Origin of the sequence: Pseudomonas alcaligenes (assembly GCF_041729615.1) — a bacterium.
Lineage (GTDB): Bacteria > Pseudomonadota > Gammaproteobacteria > Pseudomonadales > Pseudomonadaceae > Aquipseudomonas > Aquipseudomonas alcaligenes_B.
In genome coordinates this window covers 358,094-374,586 of sequence record NZ_CP154874.1, presented here as the reverse complement: position 1 = coordinate 374,586, position 16,493 = coordinate 358,094, and the positions used below count along the sequence as shown (strand labels likewise).

The 16,493-nt window shown below is 63.7% G+C and carries 19 protein-coding genes; 15 read left to right on the top strand and 4 right to left on the bottom strand.

The window, feature by feature from the left end; translation table 11 throughout:
* Positions 1–125 precede the first annotated feature (125 nt).
* The 11 genes from ppsA (at position 126) to galU (ending at position 10,653) form a co-directional block, all read left to right on the top strand.
* A complete protein-coding gene (ppsA, locus tag AAG092_RS01770) occupies positions 126–2,498 on the top strand; it encodes a phosphoenolpyruvate synthase (RefSeq protein WP_373388290.1) in 2,373 nt (790 codons plus the stop codon).
* A 56-nt stretch (positions 2,499–2,554) separates the two neighbouring features.
* Positions 2,555–3,523: an alpha/beta fold hydrolase gene (locus AAG092_RS01765; protein ID WP_373388289.1), complete on the top strand. Its 969-nt coding sequence runs from the start codon at positions 2,555–2,557 to the stop codon at positions 3,521–3,523.
* Between the two features lie 65 nt (positions 3,524–3,588).
* Positions 3,589–3,888 carry a Rieske (2Fe-2S) protein gene (locus AAG092_RS01760; protein ID WP_373388288.1) on the top strand — a complete coding sequence of 100 codons (300 nt, stop codon included), beginning with the start codon at positions 3,589–3,591 and terminating at the stop codon, positions 3,886–3,888.
* A gap of 24 nt (positions 3,889–3,912) precedes the next feature.
* The gene (rraA, locus tag AAG092_RS01755; RefSeq protein WP_373388287.1) at positions 3,913–4,401 is read left to right on the top strand and encodes a ribonuclease E activity regulator RraA; all 489 of its coding nucleotides are present in this window, start codon (positions 3,913–3,915) and stop codon (positions 4,399–4,401) included.
* Between the two features lie 16 nt (positions 4,402–4,417).
* Positions 4,418–5,398, top strand: coding sequence for a zinc transporter ZntB (locus AAG092_RS01750; protein ID WP_110683151.1), 981 nt, complete (start codon positions 4,418–4,420; stop codon positions 5,396–5,398).
* Positions 5,399–5,453: 55 nt separating this feature from the next.
* A complete protein-coding gene (locus tag AAG092_RS01745) occupies positions 5,454–5,693 on the top strand; it encodes a CrfX protein (protein ID WP_110683150.1) in 240 nt (79 codons plus the stop codon).
* Positions 5,694–5,695: 2 nt separating this feature from the next.
* Complete coding sequence (locus AAG092_RS01740) at positions 5,696–6,520, top strand: mechanosensitive ion channel domain-containing protein (RefSeq protein ID WP_110683149.1); 825 nt, start codon at positions 5,696–5,698, stop codon at positions 6,518–6,520.
* 86 nt (positions 6,521–6,606) lie between these two features.
* Positions 6,607–7,197 (top strand): RNA polymerase sigma factor SigX, encoded by a 591-nt coding sequence (gene sigX, locus AAG092_RS01735; RefSeq protein WP_373388284.1) that lies wholly within the window; start codon positions 6,607–6,609, stop codon positions 7,195–7,197.
* A 115-nt stretch (positions 7,198–7,312) separates the two neighbouring features.
* On the top strand, positions 7,313–8,278 hold the full coding sequence (locus tag AAG092_RS01730; protein WP_373388283.1) for an OmpA family protein: 966 nt from the start codon (positions 7,313–7,315) through the stop codon (positions 8,276–8,278).
* 128 nt (positions 8,279–8,406) lie between these two features.
* Entirely contained in the window at positions 8,407–9,768 is a 1,362-nt protein-coding gene (locus AAG092_RS01725) for a UDP-glucose/GDP-mannose dehydrogenase family protein (protein ID WP_373388281.1), read from the top strand.
* A gap of 45 nt (positions 9,769–9,813) precedes the next feature.
* Positions 9,814–10,653 (top strand): UTP--glucose-1-phosphate uridylyltransferase GalU, encoded by an 840-nt coding sequence (gene galU, locus AAG092_RS01720; RefSeq protein WP_110683145.1) that lies wholly within the window; start codon positions 9,814–9,816, stop codon positions 10,651–10,653.
* A 58-nt stretch (positions 10,654–10,711) separates the two neighbouring features.
* On the opposite strand, the gene AAG092_RS01715 is transcribed toward galU, so the two are convergent.
* On the bottom strand, positions 10,712–11,134 hold the full coding sequence (locus AAG092_RS01715; protein WP_373388280.1) for a VOC family protein: 423 nt from the start codon (positions 11,132–11,134) through the stop codon (positions 10,712–10,714).
* Positions 11,135–11,213: 79 nt separating this feature from the next.
* Here AAG092_RS01715 and gorA point away from each other — a divergent pair, with 79 nt between their 5' ends.
* From gorA to AAG092_RS01695, 4 genes are read left to right on the top strand one after another with little or no spacing between them, the layout of a single operon-like run.
* Complete coding sequence (gene gorA, locus AAG092_RS01710; RefSeq protein WP_373388279.1) at positions 11,214–12,572, top strand: glutathione-disulfide reductase; 1,359 nt, start codon at positions 11,214–11,216, stop codon at positions 12,570–12,572.
* A 60-nt stretch (positions 12,573–12,632) separates the two neighbouring features.
* Positions 12,633–13,256 carry a trimeric intracellular cation channel family protein gene (locus AAG092_RS01705; protein WP_110683142.1) on the top strand — a complete coding sequence of 208 codons (624 nt, stop codon included), beginning with the start codon at positions 12,633–12,635 and terminating at the stop codon, positions 13,254–13,256.
* Positions 13,257–13,311: 55 nt separating this feature from the next.
* Positions 13,312–13,971 carry a paraquat-inducible protein A gene (locus AAG092_RS01700; RefSeq protein ID WP_110683141.1) on the top strand — a complete coding sequence of 220 codons (660 nt, stop codon included), beginning with the start codon at positions 13,312–13,314 and terminating at the stop codon, positions 13,969–13,971.
* Positions 13,958–14,602 carry a paraquat-inducible protein A gene (locus AAG092_RS01695; protein ID WP_373388277.1) on the top strand — a complete coding sequence of 215 codons (645 nt, stop codon included), beginning with the start codon at positions 13,958–13,960 and terminating at the stop codon, positions 14,600–14,602. The genes AAG092_RS01700 and AAG092_RS01695 overlap by 14 nt, the downstream gene beginning before the upstream one ends.
* A gap of 17 nt (positions 14,603–14,619) precedes the next feature.
* Here AAG092_RS01695 and AAG092_RS01690 read toward each other — a convergent pair whose 3' ends face one another.
* The 3 genes from AAG092_RS01690 to AAG092_RS01680 all read right to left on the bottom strand — a co-directional run bounded on the left by AAG092_RS01690 (position 14,620) and on the right by AAG092_RS01680 (position 16,274).
* Positions 14,620–14,826, bottom strand: a complete 207-nt coding sequence (locus tag AAG092_RS01690) for a 4-oxalocrotonate tautomerase family protein (protein WP_110683139.1) — start codon at positions 14,824–14,826, stop codon at positions 14,620–14,622.
* A 306-nt stretch (positions 14,827–15,132) separates the two neighbouring features.
* Positions 15,133–15,516: a hypothetical protein gene (locus tag AAG092_RS01685; RefSeq protein WP_373388275.1), complete on the bottom strand. Its 384-nt coding sequence runs from the start codon at positions 15,514–15,516 to the stop codon at positions 15,133–15,135.
* A 416-nt stretch (positions 15,517–15,932) separates the two neighbouring features.
* A complete protein-coding gene (locus tag AAG092_RS01680; protein ID WP_373388273.1) occupies positions 15,933–16,274 on the bottom strand; it encodes a lysozyme inhibitor LprI family protein in 342 nt (113 codons plus the stop codon).
* Positions 16,275–16,493 lie beyond the last annotated feature (219 nt).

The following is a 16,493-nucleotide window of genomic DNA, read 5'->3' as shown; positions in this document are numbered from 1 at the left end:
TCTTGGCTATCATAGGCCCCCTTTGCCGGGCCCGTACTGGCCGGCATTGTGACTTATTTCCTTGAGGCAAAGCCAGGCTGCGGCGGCGCTGCGGCGGCTCTGCCACATACAGTGGAGAGTTCACCTTGGTAGAGTATGTCATTTCCCTCGATAAGCTCGGCGTCCACGATGTGGAGCGTGTAGGGGGCAAGAATGCATCCCTCGGCGAGATGATCAGCAACCTCGCCGGTGCTGGCGTATCGGTGCCCGGCGGCTTCGCCACCACCGCCCAGGCCTACCGTGACTTCCTCGAACAGAGCGGTCTGAACGACCGCATCCACGCCGCCCTCGACGCGCTGGACGTGGACGATGTCAATGCCCTGGCCAAGACCGGCGCGCAGATCCGCCAGTGGGTGATGGACGCCGAGTTCCCGGCCCAGCTGGACGCCGACATCCGCAAGGCCTTCGCCGAGATGAGCGGCGGCAACGAGCAGATGGCTGTGGCCGTGCGTTCCTCCGCCACCGCCGAAGACCTGCCGGACGCCTCCTTCGCCGGCCAGCAGGAGACCTTCCTCAACATCCGCGGCGTGGACAACGTGATCCGCGCGGCCAAGGAAGTCTTCGCCTCCTTGTTCAACGACCGCGCCATCGCCTACCGCGTGCACCAGGGCTTCGACCACAAGCTGGTCGCCTTGTCCGCCGGCGTGCAGCGCATGGTGCGCTCGGAAACCGGCACCGCCGGCGTGATGTTCACCCTGGATACCGAGTCCGGCTTCCGCGACGTGGTCTTCATCACCGGCGCCTACGGCCTCGGCGAGACCGTGGTGCAGGGGGCGGTGAACCCCGACGAATTCTACGTGCACAAGCCCACCCTGGAAGCCGGTCGCCCGGCCATCCTGCGCCGCAACCTGGGCAGCAAGGCGATCAAGATGGTCTACGGCGACGAGGCCAAGGCCGGTCGATCGGTCAAGACCGTCGACGTCGACCGTGCCGACCGTGCCCGTTTCTGCATCAGCGACGCCGAAGTGGCCGAACTGGCCAAGCAGGCACTGATCATCGAGAAGCACTACGGCCGCCCGATGGACATCGAGTGGGCCAAGGACGGCGACGACGGCAAGCTCTACATCGTCCAGGCCCGCCCGGAAACCGTGAAGAGCCGCGCCAGCGCTACCGTGATGGAGCGCTACCTGCTCAAGGAGAAGGGCAAGGTTCTGGTCGAGGGCCGCGCCATCGGCCAGCGTATCGGCGCCGGTCGCGTGCGCGTGATCCACGACGTCTCCGAGATGGACAAGGTGCAGCCGGGCGACGTACTGGTCTCCGACATGACCGACCCGGACTGGGAGCCGGTGATGAAGCGCGCCAGCGCCATCGTCACCAACCGTGGCGGTCGTACCTGCCATGCGGCGATCATCGCCCGCGAGCTGGGCATTCCGGCCGTGGTCGGCTGCGGCAATGCCACCCAGGTGCTGCAGGATGGCCAGGGCGTGACCGTGTCCTGCGCCGAGGGCGACACCGGCTTCATCTTCGAGGGCGAACTGGGCTTCGACATCCGCAAGAACTCGGTCGACGCCATGCCCGAGCTGCCGTTCAAGATCATGATGAACGTCGGCAACCCGGACCGCGCCTTCGACTTCGCCCAGCTGCCCAACGAGGGCGTGGGCCTGGCCCGCCTGGAATTCATCATCAACCGCATGATCGGCGTGCACCCCAAGGCGCTGCTGAACTTCGCCAGCCTGCCGGCGGAGATCAAGGACAGCGTGGAGAAGCGCATCGCCGGCTACGACGACCCGGTCGGCTTCTACGTCGAGAAGCTGGTCGAGGGCATCAGCACCCTGGCCGCGGCCTTCTGGCCGAAGAAGGTCATCGTGCGCCTGTCGGACTTCAAGTCCAACGAATACGCCAACCTGATCGGCGGCAAGCTCTACGAGCCGGAAGAAGAAAACCCCATGCTCGGCTTCCGCGGCGCCTCGCGCTACATCAGCGAGAGCTTCCGTGACTGCTTCGAGCTGGAATGCCGCGCGCTGAAGAAGGTGCGCAACGAGATGGGCCTGACCAACGTCGAGATCATGGTGCCCTTCGTGCGCACCCTCGGCGAGGCGTCGCAGGTGGTCGAGCTGCTGGCCAGCAACGGCCTGGCCCGCGGGCAGAATGGCCTGAAGGTCATCATGATGTGCGAACTGCCGTCCAACGCGCTGCTGGCCGACGAGTTCCTCGAATTCTTCGACGGCTTCTCCATCGGCTCCAACGACCTGACCCAGCTGACTCTGGGCCTGGATCGCGACTCCGGCATCGTCGCCCATCTGTTCGACGAGCGTAACCCGGCGGTGAAGAAGCTGCTGGCCAACGCCATCGCCGCCTGCAACAAGGCCGGCAAGTACATCGGCATCTGCGGCCAGGGCCCCTCGGACCACCCGGACCTGGCCAAGTGGCTGATGGAGCAGGGCATCGAGAGCGTCTCGCTGAACCCCGACTCGGTACTGGATACCTGGTTCTTCCTCGCCGAAGGCCAGTCCGCCTGAGTCATCCTCACCGGTAAAGGCGGGAGCGATCCCGCCTTTTTTATGCAAGATCGAAGATGCAAAGCAGTAGCGAATTGTTTCCCGTCGCCCTGGTTAGCGCCGAGCTGCGTGGCGATCTGAGTGAAGATGTCTATCGCCTCAAGCCCGGCAACAGCCCGGATTTCTCCGTCGAGCTGGCGCTGACCCGCCTGGGCCTGGCCGACCAGGCGCACACCGGCGTGCCGGTGATCCTGCTGCATGGCAGCTTCTCCAACCGGCGCTTCTGGTACTCGCCGCGCGGCATCGGCCTCGGTCCTTATCTGGCCCGGGCCGGTTTCGACGTGTGGATCGCCGAGATGCGTGGCCACGGCCTGTCGCCGCGTAACCAGGCGTACAAGCACAACACGGTGGCCGACTACGCGCGCTACGACCTGCCGGCCATCGCCGCCTTCGTCCGCGAGCAGACCGGGCAGACGCCGCACTGGGTCGGTCACTCCCTGGGCGGCACCACCCTGGCCGCGGCACTGGGTGGCGGCTACCTGAATACCGAGGATGCCGCCTCGGCAGCCCTGTTCGGCACGCAGATCAGCCGCATCTACTGGCCGCTCAAGGTGCCGCCGGTGGAGTGGGGTAGCCGGCTGCTGCTCAAGGGCTTCCATCATATCTCCGGCGCCCGCTTCAAGCGCGGCCCCGAGGACGAGCCGATCGGCCTGGCCCTGGAAAGCCTGCGCTGGCACCGCCTGTTCGGCCGTTTCGGCGATCGCGAGCGCGACTGGTGGGCCGGCATGGCCGAAGTGCAGGTGCCGCTGCTGGCGGTGAGCGCCGTCGGCGACCTGCAGGACCCGGCCTGGGCCTGTCGCAAGCTGTTCGAACAGTTCGTCGCCGCGCCGCGCAGCTTCCTGCTGCTGGGCAAGGACAAGGGCTTCTCCAGCGACTTCGGGCATGTCGAGATGCTGGTCAGCAAGGAGGCGCAGAGCGAGGTCTGGCCGCTGGTCGAGCACTGGCTGCGGGAACTGCGGCTGCCGGCGGAAAAGCAGCAGGATTGAGCTTACAAGCGCTCTGGCATGCGGCTAAGATGTGACGAAAACCGCTGCAATGGTCACGTTTCCCCATGTTCGTTGCCCTGGAGCGCCTGATCAACCTGCAGGATGGCTATCGGCGCACCTTCCAGGTCGCCGGTCGCGATCTGCTGTTGCTGGTGGTCGACGGACAGCCTCTGCTGCTGGAGAACCGTTGCCCGCATCAGGGCGCGCCGCTGCACAACGCCACGCTGAGCGGCCGGGTACTGCGCTGTGCGCGCCATGGCCTGGAGTTCGACCTGCACAGCGGCCGGTCGCTCAACGGTCGCTGTGCGCCACTGAGCCGGTTCAGCCTGGCCTATGATGGCGACCGCATCGGTATCGATATCTGAGTTTCAACCCCAAGGAGCTTTCCCATGCAATACGTCACCCCCGATCTGTGCGACGCCTATCCGGAGCTGGTGCAGGTGGTCGAGCCGATGTTCGCCAATTTCGGCGGCCGCGACTCCTTCGGCGGCGAGATCGTCACCGTCAAGTGCCACGAGGATAACTCGCTGGTGAAGTCCCAGGCCGACCAGCCGGGCAAGGGCAAGGTGCTGGTGGTCGACGGTGGCGGCTCCCTGCGTCGCGCCCTGCTGGGCGACATGATCGCCGAGAAGGCGGCGAAGAACGGCTGGGAAGGCATGGTGATCTACGGCTGCGTGCGTGACGTCGACGTGCTGGCGCAGACCGATCTGGGCGTGCAGGCCCTGGGCAGCCACCCGATGAAGACCGACAAGCGCAACATCGGCGACCTCAACATACCGGTGACCTTCGGTGGCGTGACCTTCAAGCCGGGCCACTACGTATATGCCGACAACAACGGCATCATCGTCGCCCCCGAACCGCTGCAGATGCCGGAGTAAGGCCGCGGGCCCGGAGATGTACGAGAAGGACAACCTGCAGTGGGGGCTGGTACATGCCTTCATCCTCGATGGCCAGGGTGGCGCCCGGGCCATCGAGCGCGAACGGCTCGACGCCCTGCAGCTGGCCGAGGGCGAGAGCCTCTGGCTGCACTGGGATCGTGGTCACCCGCAGACCCAGGCCTGGCTGCGCCAGGACAGCGGCCTCGGCGAGTTCAGTTGTGACCTGCTGCTGGAGGAGAACACCCGGCCGCGCTTGCTGACCTTGCCCGAGCACCAGCTGCTGTTGTTCCTGCGCGGCGTCAACCTGAACCCGGGTGCCGAGCCCGAAGACATGGTCTCGGTGCGCATCTTCGCCGATGCCCGTCGGGTCATCTCCCTGCGCCTGCGGCCACTGCGAGCCACCGAGGAGCTGATCGCCCTGCTGGAAAAGGGCCAGGGGCCGCGCGACGCTGCCGAGCTGGTGCTGCAGCTGGCGCATCACATGACCGACCGGGTCGACGGGCTGATCGAGGATCTCTCCGAGCAGCTGGAAGGGCAGGAGGAGCGCCTCGACAGCGATGCGCGCTTCATGCCCGACCATGGCCTGGTCCTGCATGTGCGCCGTCGCGCCGCCGGCCTGCGGCGCTTCCTGGCGCCGCAGCGCGACATCTTCGCCCAGCTGACGCGTAACGGTTTCGGTGACGGCGACCAGTGGAACGAGCTGAACAACCGCCTGACCCGCTACCTGGAAGAGCTGGAGATGGTGCGCGAGCGGGTGGGGCTGGTGCTGGAGTCCGAGCACCGGCGGATGAACGAGAAGATGAACCGGGCCATGTACCTGCTCGGGGTGACCACGGTGTTCTTCCTGCCGATGAGCTTTCTCACCGGGCTGCTCGGCATCAACGTCGGCGGCATTCCCGGCGCGGACAGCGAGTATGGCTTCCTGCTGATCTGCGCCATCCTGTCCAGCGTCGGCGCCCTGCAATGGTGGTTGTTCCGCCGCTGGCGCTGGCTCTAGATGTGACCCGTGGCCGGCTCGCCACGTCTAGGCAACAAATCCGTGCGAGGTACGCATGTACGATCCCTTTGAAGAGTCCCTGCGCGACCTGTTGAAGTCCGCGCCAGCGGAGCATGACGACGATGCGACCCTCGGGCGCGTGCTCAAGACGGCCAATCGCCAGGTTGGCGTCGGCGATCTGTTCGGCCTCATGGGTCGTGGCCTGGAGGCTTTGATGATCGCCCTCAACAATGGCTCGGCCCATGTGATGCCGGTATCCCGCTCCACCGCCCGTTCTGCAGACAAGGCTGACTGAATATGGAACTCGATCCCTGGACCCAAGCTCTGGTTGCGGCCATGACCACCCTCTGGAGCAAGATCGCGGGCTTCATCCCCAACCTGTTCGTGGCGCTGATCCTCGGCCTGCTCGGTTTCGTGGTGGCCAAGCTGCTCGACACCCTGATCTCCAAGCTGCTGGCCAAGCTCGGCCTGGACCGTCTGATGAACGGCACCGGACTGACCAAGCTGATGGCGCGGGTCGGCATCCAGGTCTCGGTCTCGACCCTGATCGGCAAGATCATCTACTGGTTCGTGCTGCTGATCTTCCTGGTCTCGGCCGCCGAGTCGCTGGGCCTGCAGCGGGTTTCCGCGACCCTGGACGTGTTGGCCCTGTACCTGCCCAAGGTGTTCGGTGCCGCCCTGGTGCTGCTCGCCGGCGTGCTGCTGGCGCAGTTGGTCAGCAGCCTGGTACGCGGCGCCGCCGAAGGCGTGGGCCTGGACTATGCCGCCGGCCTGGGGCGCATCGCCCAGGGCCTGGTGATCATCATCAGCATCTCGGTGGCCATTGGTCAGCTGGAGGTGAAGACCGACCTGCTGAACAACGTCATCGCCATCGTGCTGATTTCCGTGGGCCTGGCCGTGGCCCTGGCCCTCGGCCTGGGCAGCCGCGAGATTGCCGGACAGATCCTGGCCGGCATCTATGTGCGCGAACTCTACGAGGTTGGGCAACAAGTGAAGATCGGTGAGGTCGAAGGCCAGATCGAGGAGATCGGCACGGTGAAGACCGTTCTGCTCACCGAGGAGGGCGAGCTGGTTTCGCTGGCCAACCGTACCCTGCTCGAGCAGCGCGTCAGCAGCCGCTGATCCGTCAATCCCTGCTAATGTATGCGACCAGCGCAGCCCGCGTTGCGGGCTGGCGCTGTCATCTGACCTGACCGGCACGAGTCGTTTTGAACAAGGCCCAATCGCTCCCCACGCGGTATGACCCACGCGAGCTCTCGGATGAAGAGCTGGTGCAGCGCGCCCATGTCGAGCTGTTCCACGTTACCCGCGCCTATGAAGAGTTGATGCGCCGTTACCAGCGTACACTGTTCAATGTCTGTGCTCGTTACCTTGGCAATGATCGCGACGCCGACGATGTTTGCCAGGAAGTGATGTTGAAAGTGCTGTACGGTCTGAAGAACTTCGAGGGCAAGTCGAAGTTCAAGACATGGCTATATAGCATCACTTATAACGAGTGCATTACCCAGTATCGCAAAGAGCGGCGCAAGCGCCGTTTGCTCGATGCACTGAGTCTCGATCCGCTTGAGGAAGCCTCCGATGAGAAGGCCCCCAAGCTGGAAGAGAAGGGCGGCCTGGATCGCTGGCTGGTGCATGTCAATCCGATCGATCGGGAAATTCTGGTATTGCGCTTCGTTGCCGAACTGGAGTTCCAGGAAATTGCCGACATCATGCACATGGGCCTGAGTGCCACCAAGATGCGCTATAAGCGCGCGCTCGATCGTCTGCGCGAAAAGTTTGGCAGCACGGCGGAAACTTAATCTGCGACAAACAATCTCACACGCGGCGCTGTGTATTTTTGTTACACTGCGCGCCAAGTTGTTCCCGGCCTGAAGGTGGGCAACTCATAACCGCATTATTGATGGGGATTTACGGATGAAACTGAAAAACACCTTGGGCGTCGTCATCGGTTCGCTGGTGGCTGCCACTTCTCTGAACGTGCTGGCTCAAGGCCAAGGCGCCGTTGAAATCGAAGGCTTCGCCAAGAAGCAGTACTTCGACAGCGCCCGAGATTTCGAAAACAACGGCAACCTGTTCGGCGGCTCCATCGGTTACTTCCTGACCGACGACGTCGAACTGCGCCTGGGCTACGACGAAGTGCACAACGCCCGTGCCGAAGATGGCCGCAACATCAAGGGCTCCAACACCGCCCTGGATGCCCTGTACCACTTCAATGCCCCGGGTGACAGCCTGCGTCCGTACATCTCCGCCGGCTTCTCCGACCAGAGCATCGGCCAGAACGGCCGCGGTGGCCGCAACGGTTCCACCTTCGCCAACCTGGGCGGTGGTGCCAAGCTGTACTTCACCGAGAACTTCTACGCCCGTGCCGGCGTCGAGGCTCAGTACAACATCGACCAGGGCGACACCGAGTGGGCCCCGAGCATCGGTATCGGCCTGAACTTCGGTGGCGGCTCCAAGCCGGCCCCGGTAGCCGAGCCGGTAGCCGAGCCGGTTGTTGAAGAAGTCGCGCCGACTCCTGAGCCGGCCGAAACCGTTCGCGTCGAGCTGGACGTGAAGTTCGACTTCGACAAGGCCAAGGTCAAGGAAGAAAGCTACGGCGACATCAAGAACCTGGCCGACTTCATGAACCAGTACCCGCAGACCAGCACCACCGTTGAAGGCCACACCGACTCCGTCGGCACTGACGCCTACAACCAGAAGCTGTCCGAGCGCCGTGCCGGTGCCGTTCGCGAAGTCCTGGTCAACCAGTACGGCGTGGGCGCCGAGCGCGTGGGTTCGGTCGGCTACGGCGAGTCCCGCCCGGTTGCCGACAACGCCACCGAAGCTGGCCGCGCGGTGAACCGTCGCGTGGAAGCCGCCGTGGAAGCCCAGGCCAAGTAACAGGCCCAGGCGCTAAGCAAGAAACCCGGCCCCGGCCGGGTTTTTTGTTGCCTGCGATTTGTCATGCCGGCGTCATCAGATCGCCATGCCCCTGCGTTGCAATCGATGCAAACGACGAGGGCCGGGCTATGCGACTGTGCGTGATCGGGGCGGGGTATGTGGGGCTGGTGACGGCGTGCTGCTTCGCCGAAATGGGCAACCGGGTGGTCTGCGTCGAGCGCGACCCGTTTCGCGTGGCGCGCCTGCAGCGCGGCGAGGTGCCGATCTACGAACCCGGCCTGGAGCCCCTGCTGCGGGCCCATCTCGCCAGCGGCCAACTGAGCTTCACCAGCGAACTGGCCGAGGGCCTGGCAGGCGCCGAGATCGTGTTCATCGCCGTCGGCACGCCGACCGGCGAGGATGGCTCGGCCGACCTTAGCCATGTGCTGGCGGTGGCCGACCAGCTTGGCCGCCAGCTGACGGCCCCTTGCCTGGTGGTCGACAAGTCCACCGTGCCGGTCGGCACGGCCGAACGGGTGGCCCAGCGCATCCAGCGTGGCCTGAGCGCCCGCGGGCTGCGCGTGCGCGTGCGCGTGGCGAGCAATCCCGAGTTCCTCAAGGAGGGCAGCGCCGTCGACGACTTCATGCGCCCGGACCGCGTGGTGCTGGGCTGCGACGAGGGCGAGAGCGCCGAGCAGCTGCGCCGGCTCTACGCCCCGTTCCTGCGCAACCACGAGCGGGTGCTGCTGATGGGCGTGCGCGCGGCCGAGTTCACCAAGTACGCGGCCAATGCCTTCCTCGCCACCAAGATCTCCTTCATGAACGAGATGGCCGGGATCTGCGCGCGTCTCGGCGTGGATATCGAGGACGTGCGCCGCGGTATCGGCAGCGACAAGCGTATCGGCACCCACTTCATCTATGCCGGCTGCGGCTACGGCGGCTCGTGCTTTCCCAAGGACGTGCGCGCGCTGATCCGCACGGCCGAACTGGAGGGCTTCGAGCCCGGCATCCTGCGGGCCGTGGAGGCGCGCAACGCGCTGCAGAAGACCCTGCTGTTCCAGGCCCTGCGCGAGCACTTCAACGGTCATCTGCAGGGGCGGGTGGTGGCGCTCTGGGGGCTGGCCTTCAAGCCGGGCACCGACGACCTGCGCGAGGCCCCCAGCCTGGTGCTGCTCGATGCCCTGCTGGCGGCCGGCGCACGGGTACAGGCCTGCGATCCGGTGGCCTGCGGTGCGCTGGCCGGGCGTTACGCCGAGGCGCTGGAGAGCGGCCAGCTGCGCCTGAGCGAATCGCTTTACGCGGCGGTGGAGGGGGCCGACGCCCTGGTGCTGGTGACCGAGTGGAAACAGTTCCGCCAGCCGGACTTCGCGCGCATCCGCGGAGCGATGCGCATGCCGGTGCTGTTCGACGGGCGCAATATCTACGAGCCGGCGGAAATCGCCGCCCTGGGCTTTCTCTACCGTGGCATCGGCCGGCCGCAGGCGGGGCATTGTAAGGCCAGCGCCGCCTGATTAGACTGCGCGGCAATTCAGCCCCTCGCAGTACCAAGGATTGCCATGATCAAGAAATGTCTGTTTCCGGCTGCCGGCTACGGCACCCGCTTCCTGCCGGCCACCAAGGCCATGCCCAAGGAGATGCTGCCGGTGGTCAACAAGCCGCTGATCCAGTACGGCGTCGAGGAAGCCCTGGAGGCGGGCTTGAGCGAGATCGCCATGGTCACCGGCCGCGGCAAGCGCGCCCTGGAAGACCACTTCGACATCAGCTACGAGCTGGAGCATCAGATCCAGGGCACCGACAAGGAGAAATACCTGGTCGGCATCCGCCGCCTGATCGACGAGTGCAGCTTCTCCTACACCCGCCAGGTCGAGATGAAGGGCCTGGGCCACGCCATCCTCAGCGGTCGCCCGCTTATCGGTGACGAGCCGTTCGCCGTGGTGCTGGCCGACGACCTGTGCTTCAACCTCGAAGGCGACGGCGTGCTGCAGCAGATGGTCAAGCTGTACAACCAGTTCCGCTGCTCCATCGTCGCCATCCAGGAAGTGCCGAAGGAAGAGACCTCCAAGTACGGCGTGATCGCCGGCGAGATGATCCGCGACGATATCTACCGGGTGAACAGCATGGTCGAGAAGCCCAAGCCGGAGGACGCCCCGTCCAACCTGGCGATCATCGGCCGCTACATCCTCACCCCGGACATCTTCGAGCTGATCGAGCAGACCGAGCCGGGCAAGGGCGGCGAGATCCAGATCACCGACGCGCTGATGAAGCAGGCCCAGGACGGCTGCGTGATCGCCTACAAGTTCAAGGGCAAGCGCTTCGACTGCGGTGGCGCCGAGGGCTACATCGAGGCCACCAACTTCTGCTACGAGAATCTGTACAAGACCGGCCGGGCCTACTGAGTCTGACCGTCTGCCACGAGGCCACCTGCGGGTGGCCTCGTCGTTTCGGGCTTTTCTATCAGGGGATGGGCATCGCCTCGGAGCCCGGTCCCAGCGGCTGGCCGTAGCTGAACTCGACGTAGTTGCCGGCCGGGTCGCGCAGGCCGCAGTAGTAGCCGACCGGGTAGGGCTCGTCGCGCGGCGCCCAGATCAGGCAGCCGGCCGCGGCGGCGCGGGCTGCGATGGCGTCCACCGCCGCGCGGCTGTCCAGGGCGAAGCCGAAGTGGCTGTAGTCGTCTGCGGCCAGGTTGCGGTCGCTGCCGCCGGGCATGATGACGAAGATGAACTCGTGCTCCTTGCCCGGCTCGGCCATCCACACGATGCGCGAGCCCTTGCCGGCGCGTTCGTGGATTACCCGCAGGGCGCAGAAGTCGCGGTAGAAGGCGATGCAGGCGTCCAGGTCGGGCACATGCAGGGCGATATGGGTGAGGGTGGGGCGCATGGCGAATCCTCCGCAGTCGCTTTCAGCATACACGCGAGCCTTCTCCGGTATGCTTGCGCGATTGCAAGGAGACCCGTCCATGACCCATGACTTCGACCTGTTCGTGATCGGCGCCGGCTCCGGTGGCGTGCGCGCCGCCCGTTTCGCCGCCGGCTTCGGTGCCCGCGTGGCGGTGGCCGAGAGCCGCTACCTGGGCGGCACCTGCGTAAACGTCGGCTGCGTGCCGAAGAAGCTGCTGGTCTATGGCGCGCACTTCGCCGAGGACTTCGAGCAGGCCGCCGGCTTCGGCTGGAGCCTGGCCGAGGCGGACTTCGACTGGCCGACCCTGATCGCCAACAAGAACCGCGAGATCCAGCGCCTCAACGGCATCTACCGCAACCTGCTGGTCGGCAGTGGCGTCAGCCTGCTGGAAGGCCACGCGCGCATCCTCGACCCGCACTGCGTCGAAGTGAACGGCCAGCGCTACAGCGCCAGACACATCCTCATCGCCACCGGCGGCTGGCCGCAGCTGCCGGACATCCCCGGCAAGGAACTGGCGATCGGCTCCAACGAGGCCTTCCACCTGCAGCAGCTGCCGCGCCGCGTGCTGGTGGTCGGCGGCGGCTACATCGCCGTCGAATTTGCCTCGATCTTCCACGGCTTCGGCGCGCAGACCTCGCTGCTCTATCGCGGCGAGCTGTTCCTGCGCGGTTTCGACGGCGCAGTGCGCCGCCACCTGCGCGAGGAACTGGAGAGGAAGGGCCTCGACCTGCAGTTCAACAGCGATATCGCGCGCATCGAGCGCCAGGCCGACGGCAGCCTGCTGGCCACCCTGCGCGACGGCCGCCGGCTGGAAACCGACTGCGTGTTCTACGCCACCGGCCGCAGGCCCATGCTGGACAACCTGGGCCTGGAAAATACCGGCGTCGAGCTGGACGAGCGCGGCTTCATCCGCGTCGACGAGCAGTACCAGACCGCCGAGCCGTCGATCCTCGCCCTGGGCGACGTGATCGGCCGGGTGCAGCTGACCCCCGTGGCTCTGGCCGAGGGCATGGCCGTGGCGCGCCGGCTGTTCCGCCCCGAGGAATACCGTCCGGTGGATTACCGCAACATTCCCACCGCCGTGTTCAGCCTGCCGAACATCGCCACCGTCGGCCTTACCGAGGAACAGGCGCGGGCCGAGTGCTATGCGGTGAAGGTCTTCGAGAGCCGCTTCCGGCCGATGAAGCTGACCCTCACCGAATGCCAGGAGCGCACCCTGATGAAGCTGGTGGTGGATGCCGACACCGACCGCGTACTGGGCTGCCACATGGTCGGCCCGGAGGCGGGCGAGATCATCCAGGGCCTGGCGGTGGCGATCAAGGCCGGTGCCACCAAGCGCGTGTTCGACGACACCCTGGGCATCCATCCGACGGCGGCCGAGGAGTTCGTCACCCTGCGCACGCCGGTGGGAGCCTGATGCCGGCACGGCGGGCCTTGAGGTAAACTCCGCGGCCCGCCACCGTCCGTGAACTCCGCCATGCAGCAGCTTTTCTACCTCTCCGACCTGTTCGGCGTCGCCGTCTTCGCCATCACCGGCGCCCTGATGGCCGGGCGCAAGTCCATGGACCTGTTCGGCGTGCTGGTCATCGCCATCATCACCGCCCTCGGCGGCGGCACCCTGCGCGACCTGATTCTCGACAACCATCCGGTCAGCTGGATCCGCAACGACACCTACATCCTCATCGCCTCCATCGCCGCGGTCGGCACCGTGCTCTGGGTGCGCCTGACCCAGCCGATCCACGAGCGCGGCTTGCTGATCGCCGACGCCTTCGGCCTGGCCGTATTCACCGTGATCGGTACCGAAGTGGCGCTGCAGCACAACGTGCCCTACAGCACCGCGGTGATCATGGGTGTGATGACCGGCGTGGCCGGTGGGGTGATGCGCGACGTGATCTGCAACGAGATCCCGCTGATCTTCCAGAAGGAAATCTACGCCACCGCCTGTATCCTCGGCTCGCTGGTGTTCATCGGCCTGCGCGAGCTGGATACCCCGCACTGGCTGGACACCGGCATCGCCATGCTGGTGGTGCTGCTGACCCGCCTGGCGGCGATCCGCTGGCACCTGTCGCTGCCGCGTTTCCATTTGCTGGACCGCGACTGAGCAATTTTCCCGGCTTTCACCCAGACTATTCGGCAACTGCGAGGCGAGGTGGCCAATGGAACCGATGCTGGATGAGCGCGGCAAGCTGCCGCCACTGGAACGACTGATCGCCTGCCACGAGTGCGACCTGCTGATGCTCCATCCGCACCTGGACGAGGAGCAGAAGGCCTGCTGCCCGCGCTGTGGCTACGAGATGCTGGTACGCCGCGCGCACATGCGCCGGCGCGCCCTGGCCCTGGTGCTGACCGCGCTGATCCTGTTCGTGCCGGCCAACTTCCTGCCCATCATGAGCCTCAACCTGCTCGGCCAGAACGCCGTGGATACGGTGTGGAGCGCGGTGGTCGGCATGTATCACACGGATATGCAGGGCGTTGCCGTGGTGGTGTTCCTGTGCAGCATGCTGATCCCGCTGCTCAAGCTGCTGTGCCAGCTGTTCGTCCTGCTCAGCCTGCCCAGGCCCGCCTGGCGGCCCTACGCCATTGGCTACTATCGCCTCTATCACCACCTGCGCGAGTGGGGGATGCTGGAGGTCTACCTGTTCGGCATCATCGTCTCCATCGTCAAGCTGATCGACATGGCCGAGCTGCACCTGGGCATCGGCCTGGCCTGCTTCATCGCCCTGATGCTGGCGCAGATCTGGCTGGAGGTGACCATGTCGCCGCACCAGGTATGGGAAGCCCTGGACGGCGCGGAGGATGAACATGCGCGCGCTTGATGCCGGCATCATCGTCTGCGACGAATGCCACAAGCTGGAATACCTGCGTGAAGGCGAGGAGCAGCACTGCGGCCGTTGCGGCGCCCGCCTGCACGCCCGCCGGCCCAACAGCATCGCGCGCACCTGGGCGCTGCTGATCACCGCCGCCATCCTCTACATCCCGGCCAACCTGCTGCCGATCATGACCGTCAGCTTCCTCGGCAAGGGCATGCCCTCGACCATCATGGGCGGCGTCATCGAGCTGATCCAGGCCGACATGCTGCCGATCGCCCTGGTGGTGTTCGTCGCCAGTATCCTGGTGCCCACCTTCAAGCTGGTCGGCATCGCCCTGCTGCTTTACTCGGTGCAGCGCCACCAGCCGATGTCGGCGCGCCAGCGCATCCTCATGTACCGCTTCATCGAATGGATCGGGCGCTGGTCGATGCTCGACATCTTCGTCATCGCCATCCTGGTGGCGCTGGTCAACTTCGGCAACCTGGCGACCATCTCCGCCGACCTCGGCGCCGCCGCCTTCGCCACGGTGGTGATCCTGACCATGCTGGCGGCGGTGACCTTCGACCCACGCCTGATCTGGGACAACACCGACACCGAACAGGAAGAGACCGCCAGCCCGCAGGCCAGCCAGGGCTGAGTGCCGGCGCGGGCCCCTCAGTCCGGGCGCTGCGCCTTCTTCCAGTCGTCGGTCAGCAGGCCGGCGAAGCCCCAGTCCTCCTCGGCGATTTCCTGAATCACCACATGGGTGTGTTCGGGCTTCTTGCCCAGGACGCGCACCAGCGAATCGGTGATGTCCTTGACCAGCTGCGCCTTCTGCTCGCGGCTGGCGCCTCGGGTGATCTGCACATTGACGTAGGGCATAGGGAATGGCTCCTAAAGAAGAAGAGGAGGGTGGGGGCATGATGCACGACTGTCAGTCGATGATGTCTGGCCTGCCGAGTGGACTTCTTGGCCGAGTGACCACTGAGGGACACGCCCTGATGCTACGGCTTATAGCTGAAATGCAATAACTGCCAGCATCTAAAAGCCAAGAGTGGCAAGAAAGTTGGCTGTAAAAACCAGGCCGTACAGACGCACAGTCGTTGTGCATATCTGTCCGTAGTGTATTACCTAACGATTAAGCTAACGGGCGGCGGCACGCCGTCCCAGCGAATGAAATGAGCGGCTTCAGCGCCTAGTTAGGAGCGAGCCAATGCCTATGAGTAATACACCAGCTGTAGTGCTCAGGATAGGTACAAAAAATAGCATTTGCCGCAGATAAAAAACCAATGATTCATTTGTGAATTGTAGGTAAGCGTAGCCAGTTATGAGCAATAATAAAGCTGCCGCAATAGTAAATAAAACTGAGCGCGCAAGTGTTGATTTTGTACTAAATAGTTTTTTACTCAGCCACCAGAAAGCAAGGTATGGAGTGAGTGTATATATAAGCCATGGAATGGATTTTGGCGAGAATTCAATCCACTCACGAGTCCAGTAAAATAATGCCGCATAGAGCGCAATTGTTGCTGCAATAAGATTTATGAATTGAGTGATTCTTTTAGCCACAGCCATGTGGGCTCCTAACGTTTGGTTAAGGGGCGGGCTTTAGCCCGTCCCAGTGAGCGAAGCGAACGGTTTGAACCAGTTGTTAGGCGTAGCTACGGCCGATGATCTTCTTCGCTGTTATCTTGATTTCCCCATGCAGATCCCATGAGATAGCTAATAATCATAAATATTACGACCGCACCTATGAAAAAAAACACCTCTTCGGATTGGAGTGTTCCTCGACCGAAGCTAGGCGATGCGTCTGGTGGGGGCGCAGCAAGAATGGAAGAGCTTAAGGTGAGCATGGTTATGAATATGAATTTATACATAAATTCCTTTTTGAGTTTTAAATATCCTAGAGGCTGTTACTTGCCTAACGTTTGGTTAAGGGGCCGGCTTTAGCCGGTCCCGCAGTGAGCGAAGCGAACGACATGAACCATTTGTTAGGGGTGCTCGATGTACCATTTCAGATACTTGACTCGCTCTTGTGTCTTTTCTAAAAGACAAGCAGTGTAGATTGTTCCAAAACCGCTGCCTGTGATTGATTCGTAGGTCTCAAAGTCGCAGCTTTCATCTCGAAATTTTATCCAGGAAATTTGAGTTTCTTTGAGATAACTTTCTTGAGGTTTTATTCCTTGAATCGGCGATGGTTCATTGTTTTTATATCTTGCAGTGAGTACCTTGTATGCCTGATTTAAAGCGGTGTCAGCTTCTTTGAGTTGATGCTTTAGGCATTCGTGCATTTCTATTTCAGTGGCTGCAGAGCTGCATGCGCGTTCTTTCATAGGGGCTGCATAAGCGACACCTGCGAAAGCTCCAATAAAGATAAGTATTGTTGCCAGCTTTCGGTTAATTATTCCCCTAACGTTTGGCTAAGGGGCGGCCGCAAGCTCTGCTTGCGGACGTCCAAGTGAGCGGAGCGAACGACTTGAGACAATTGTTAGGCTCGGAGCTGAGCCGAACACTGCTGCTGCAAACCCCGCATTTGCTTTACCGCAATGGCC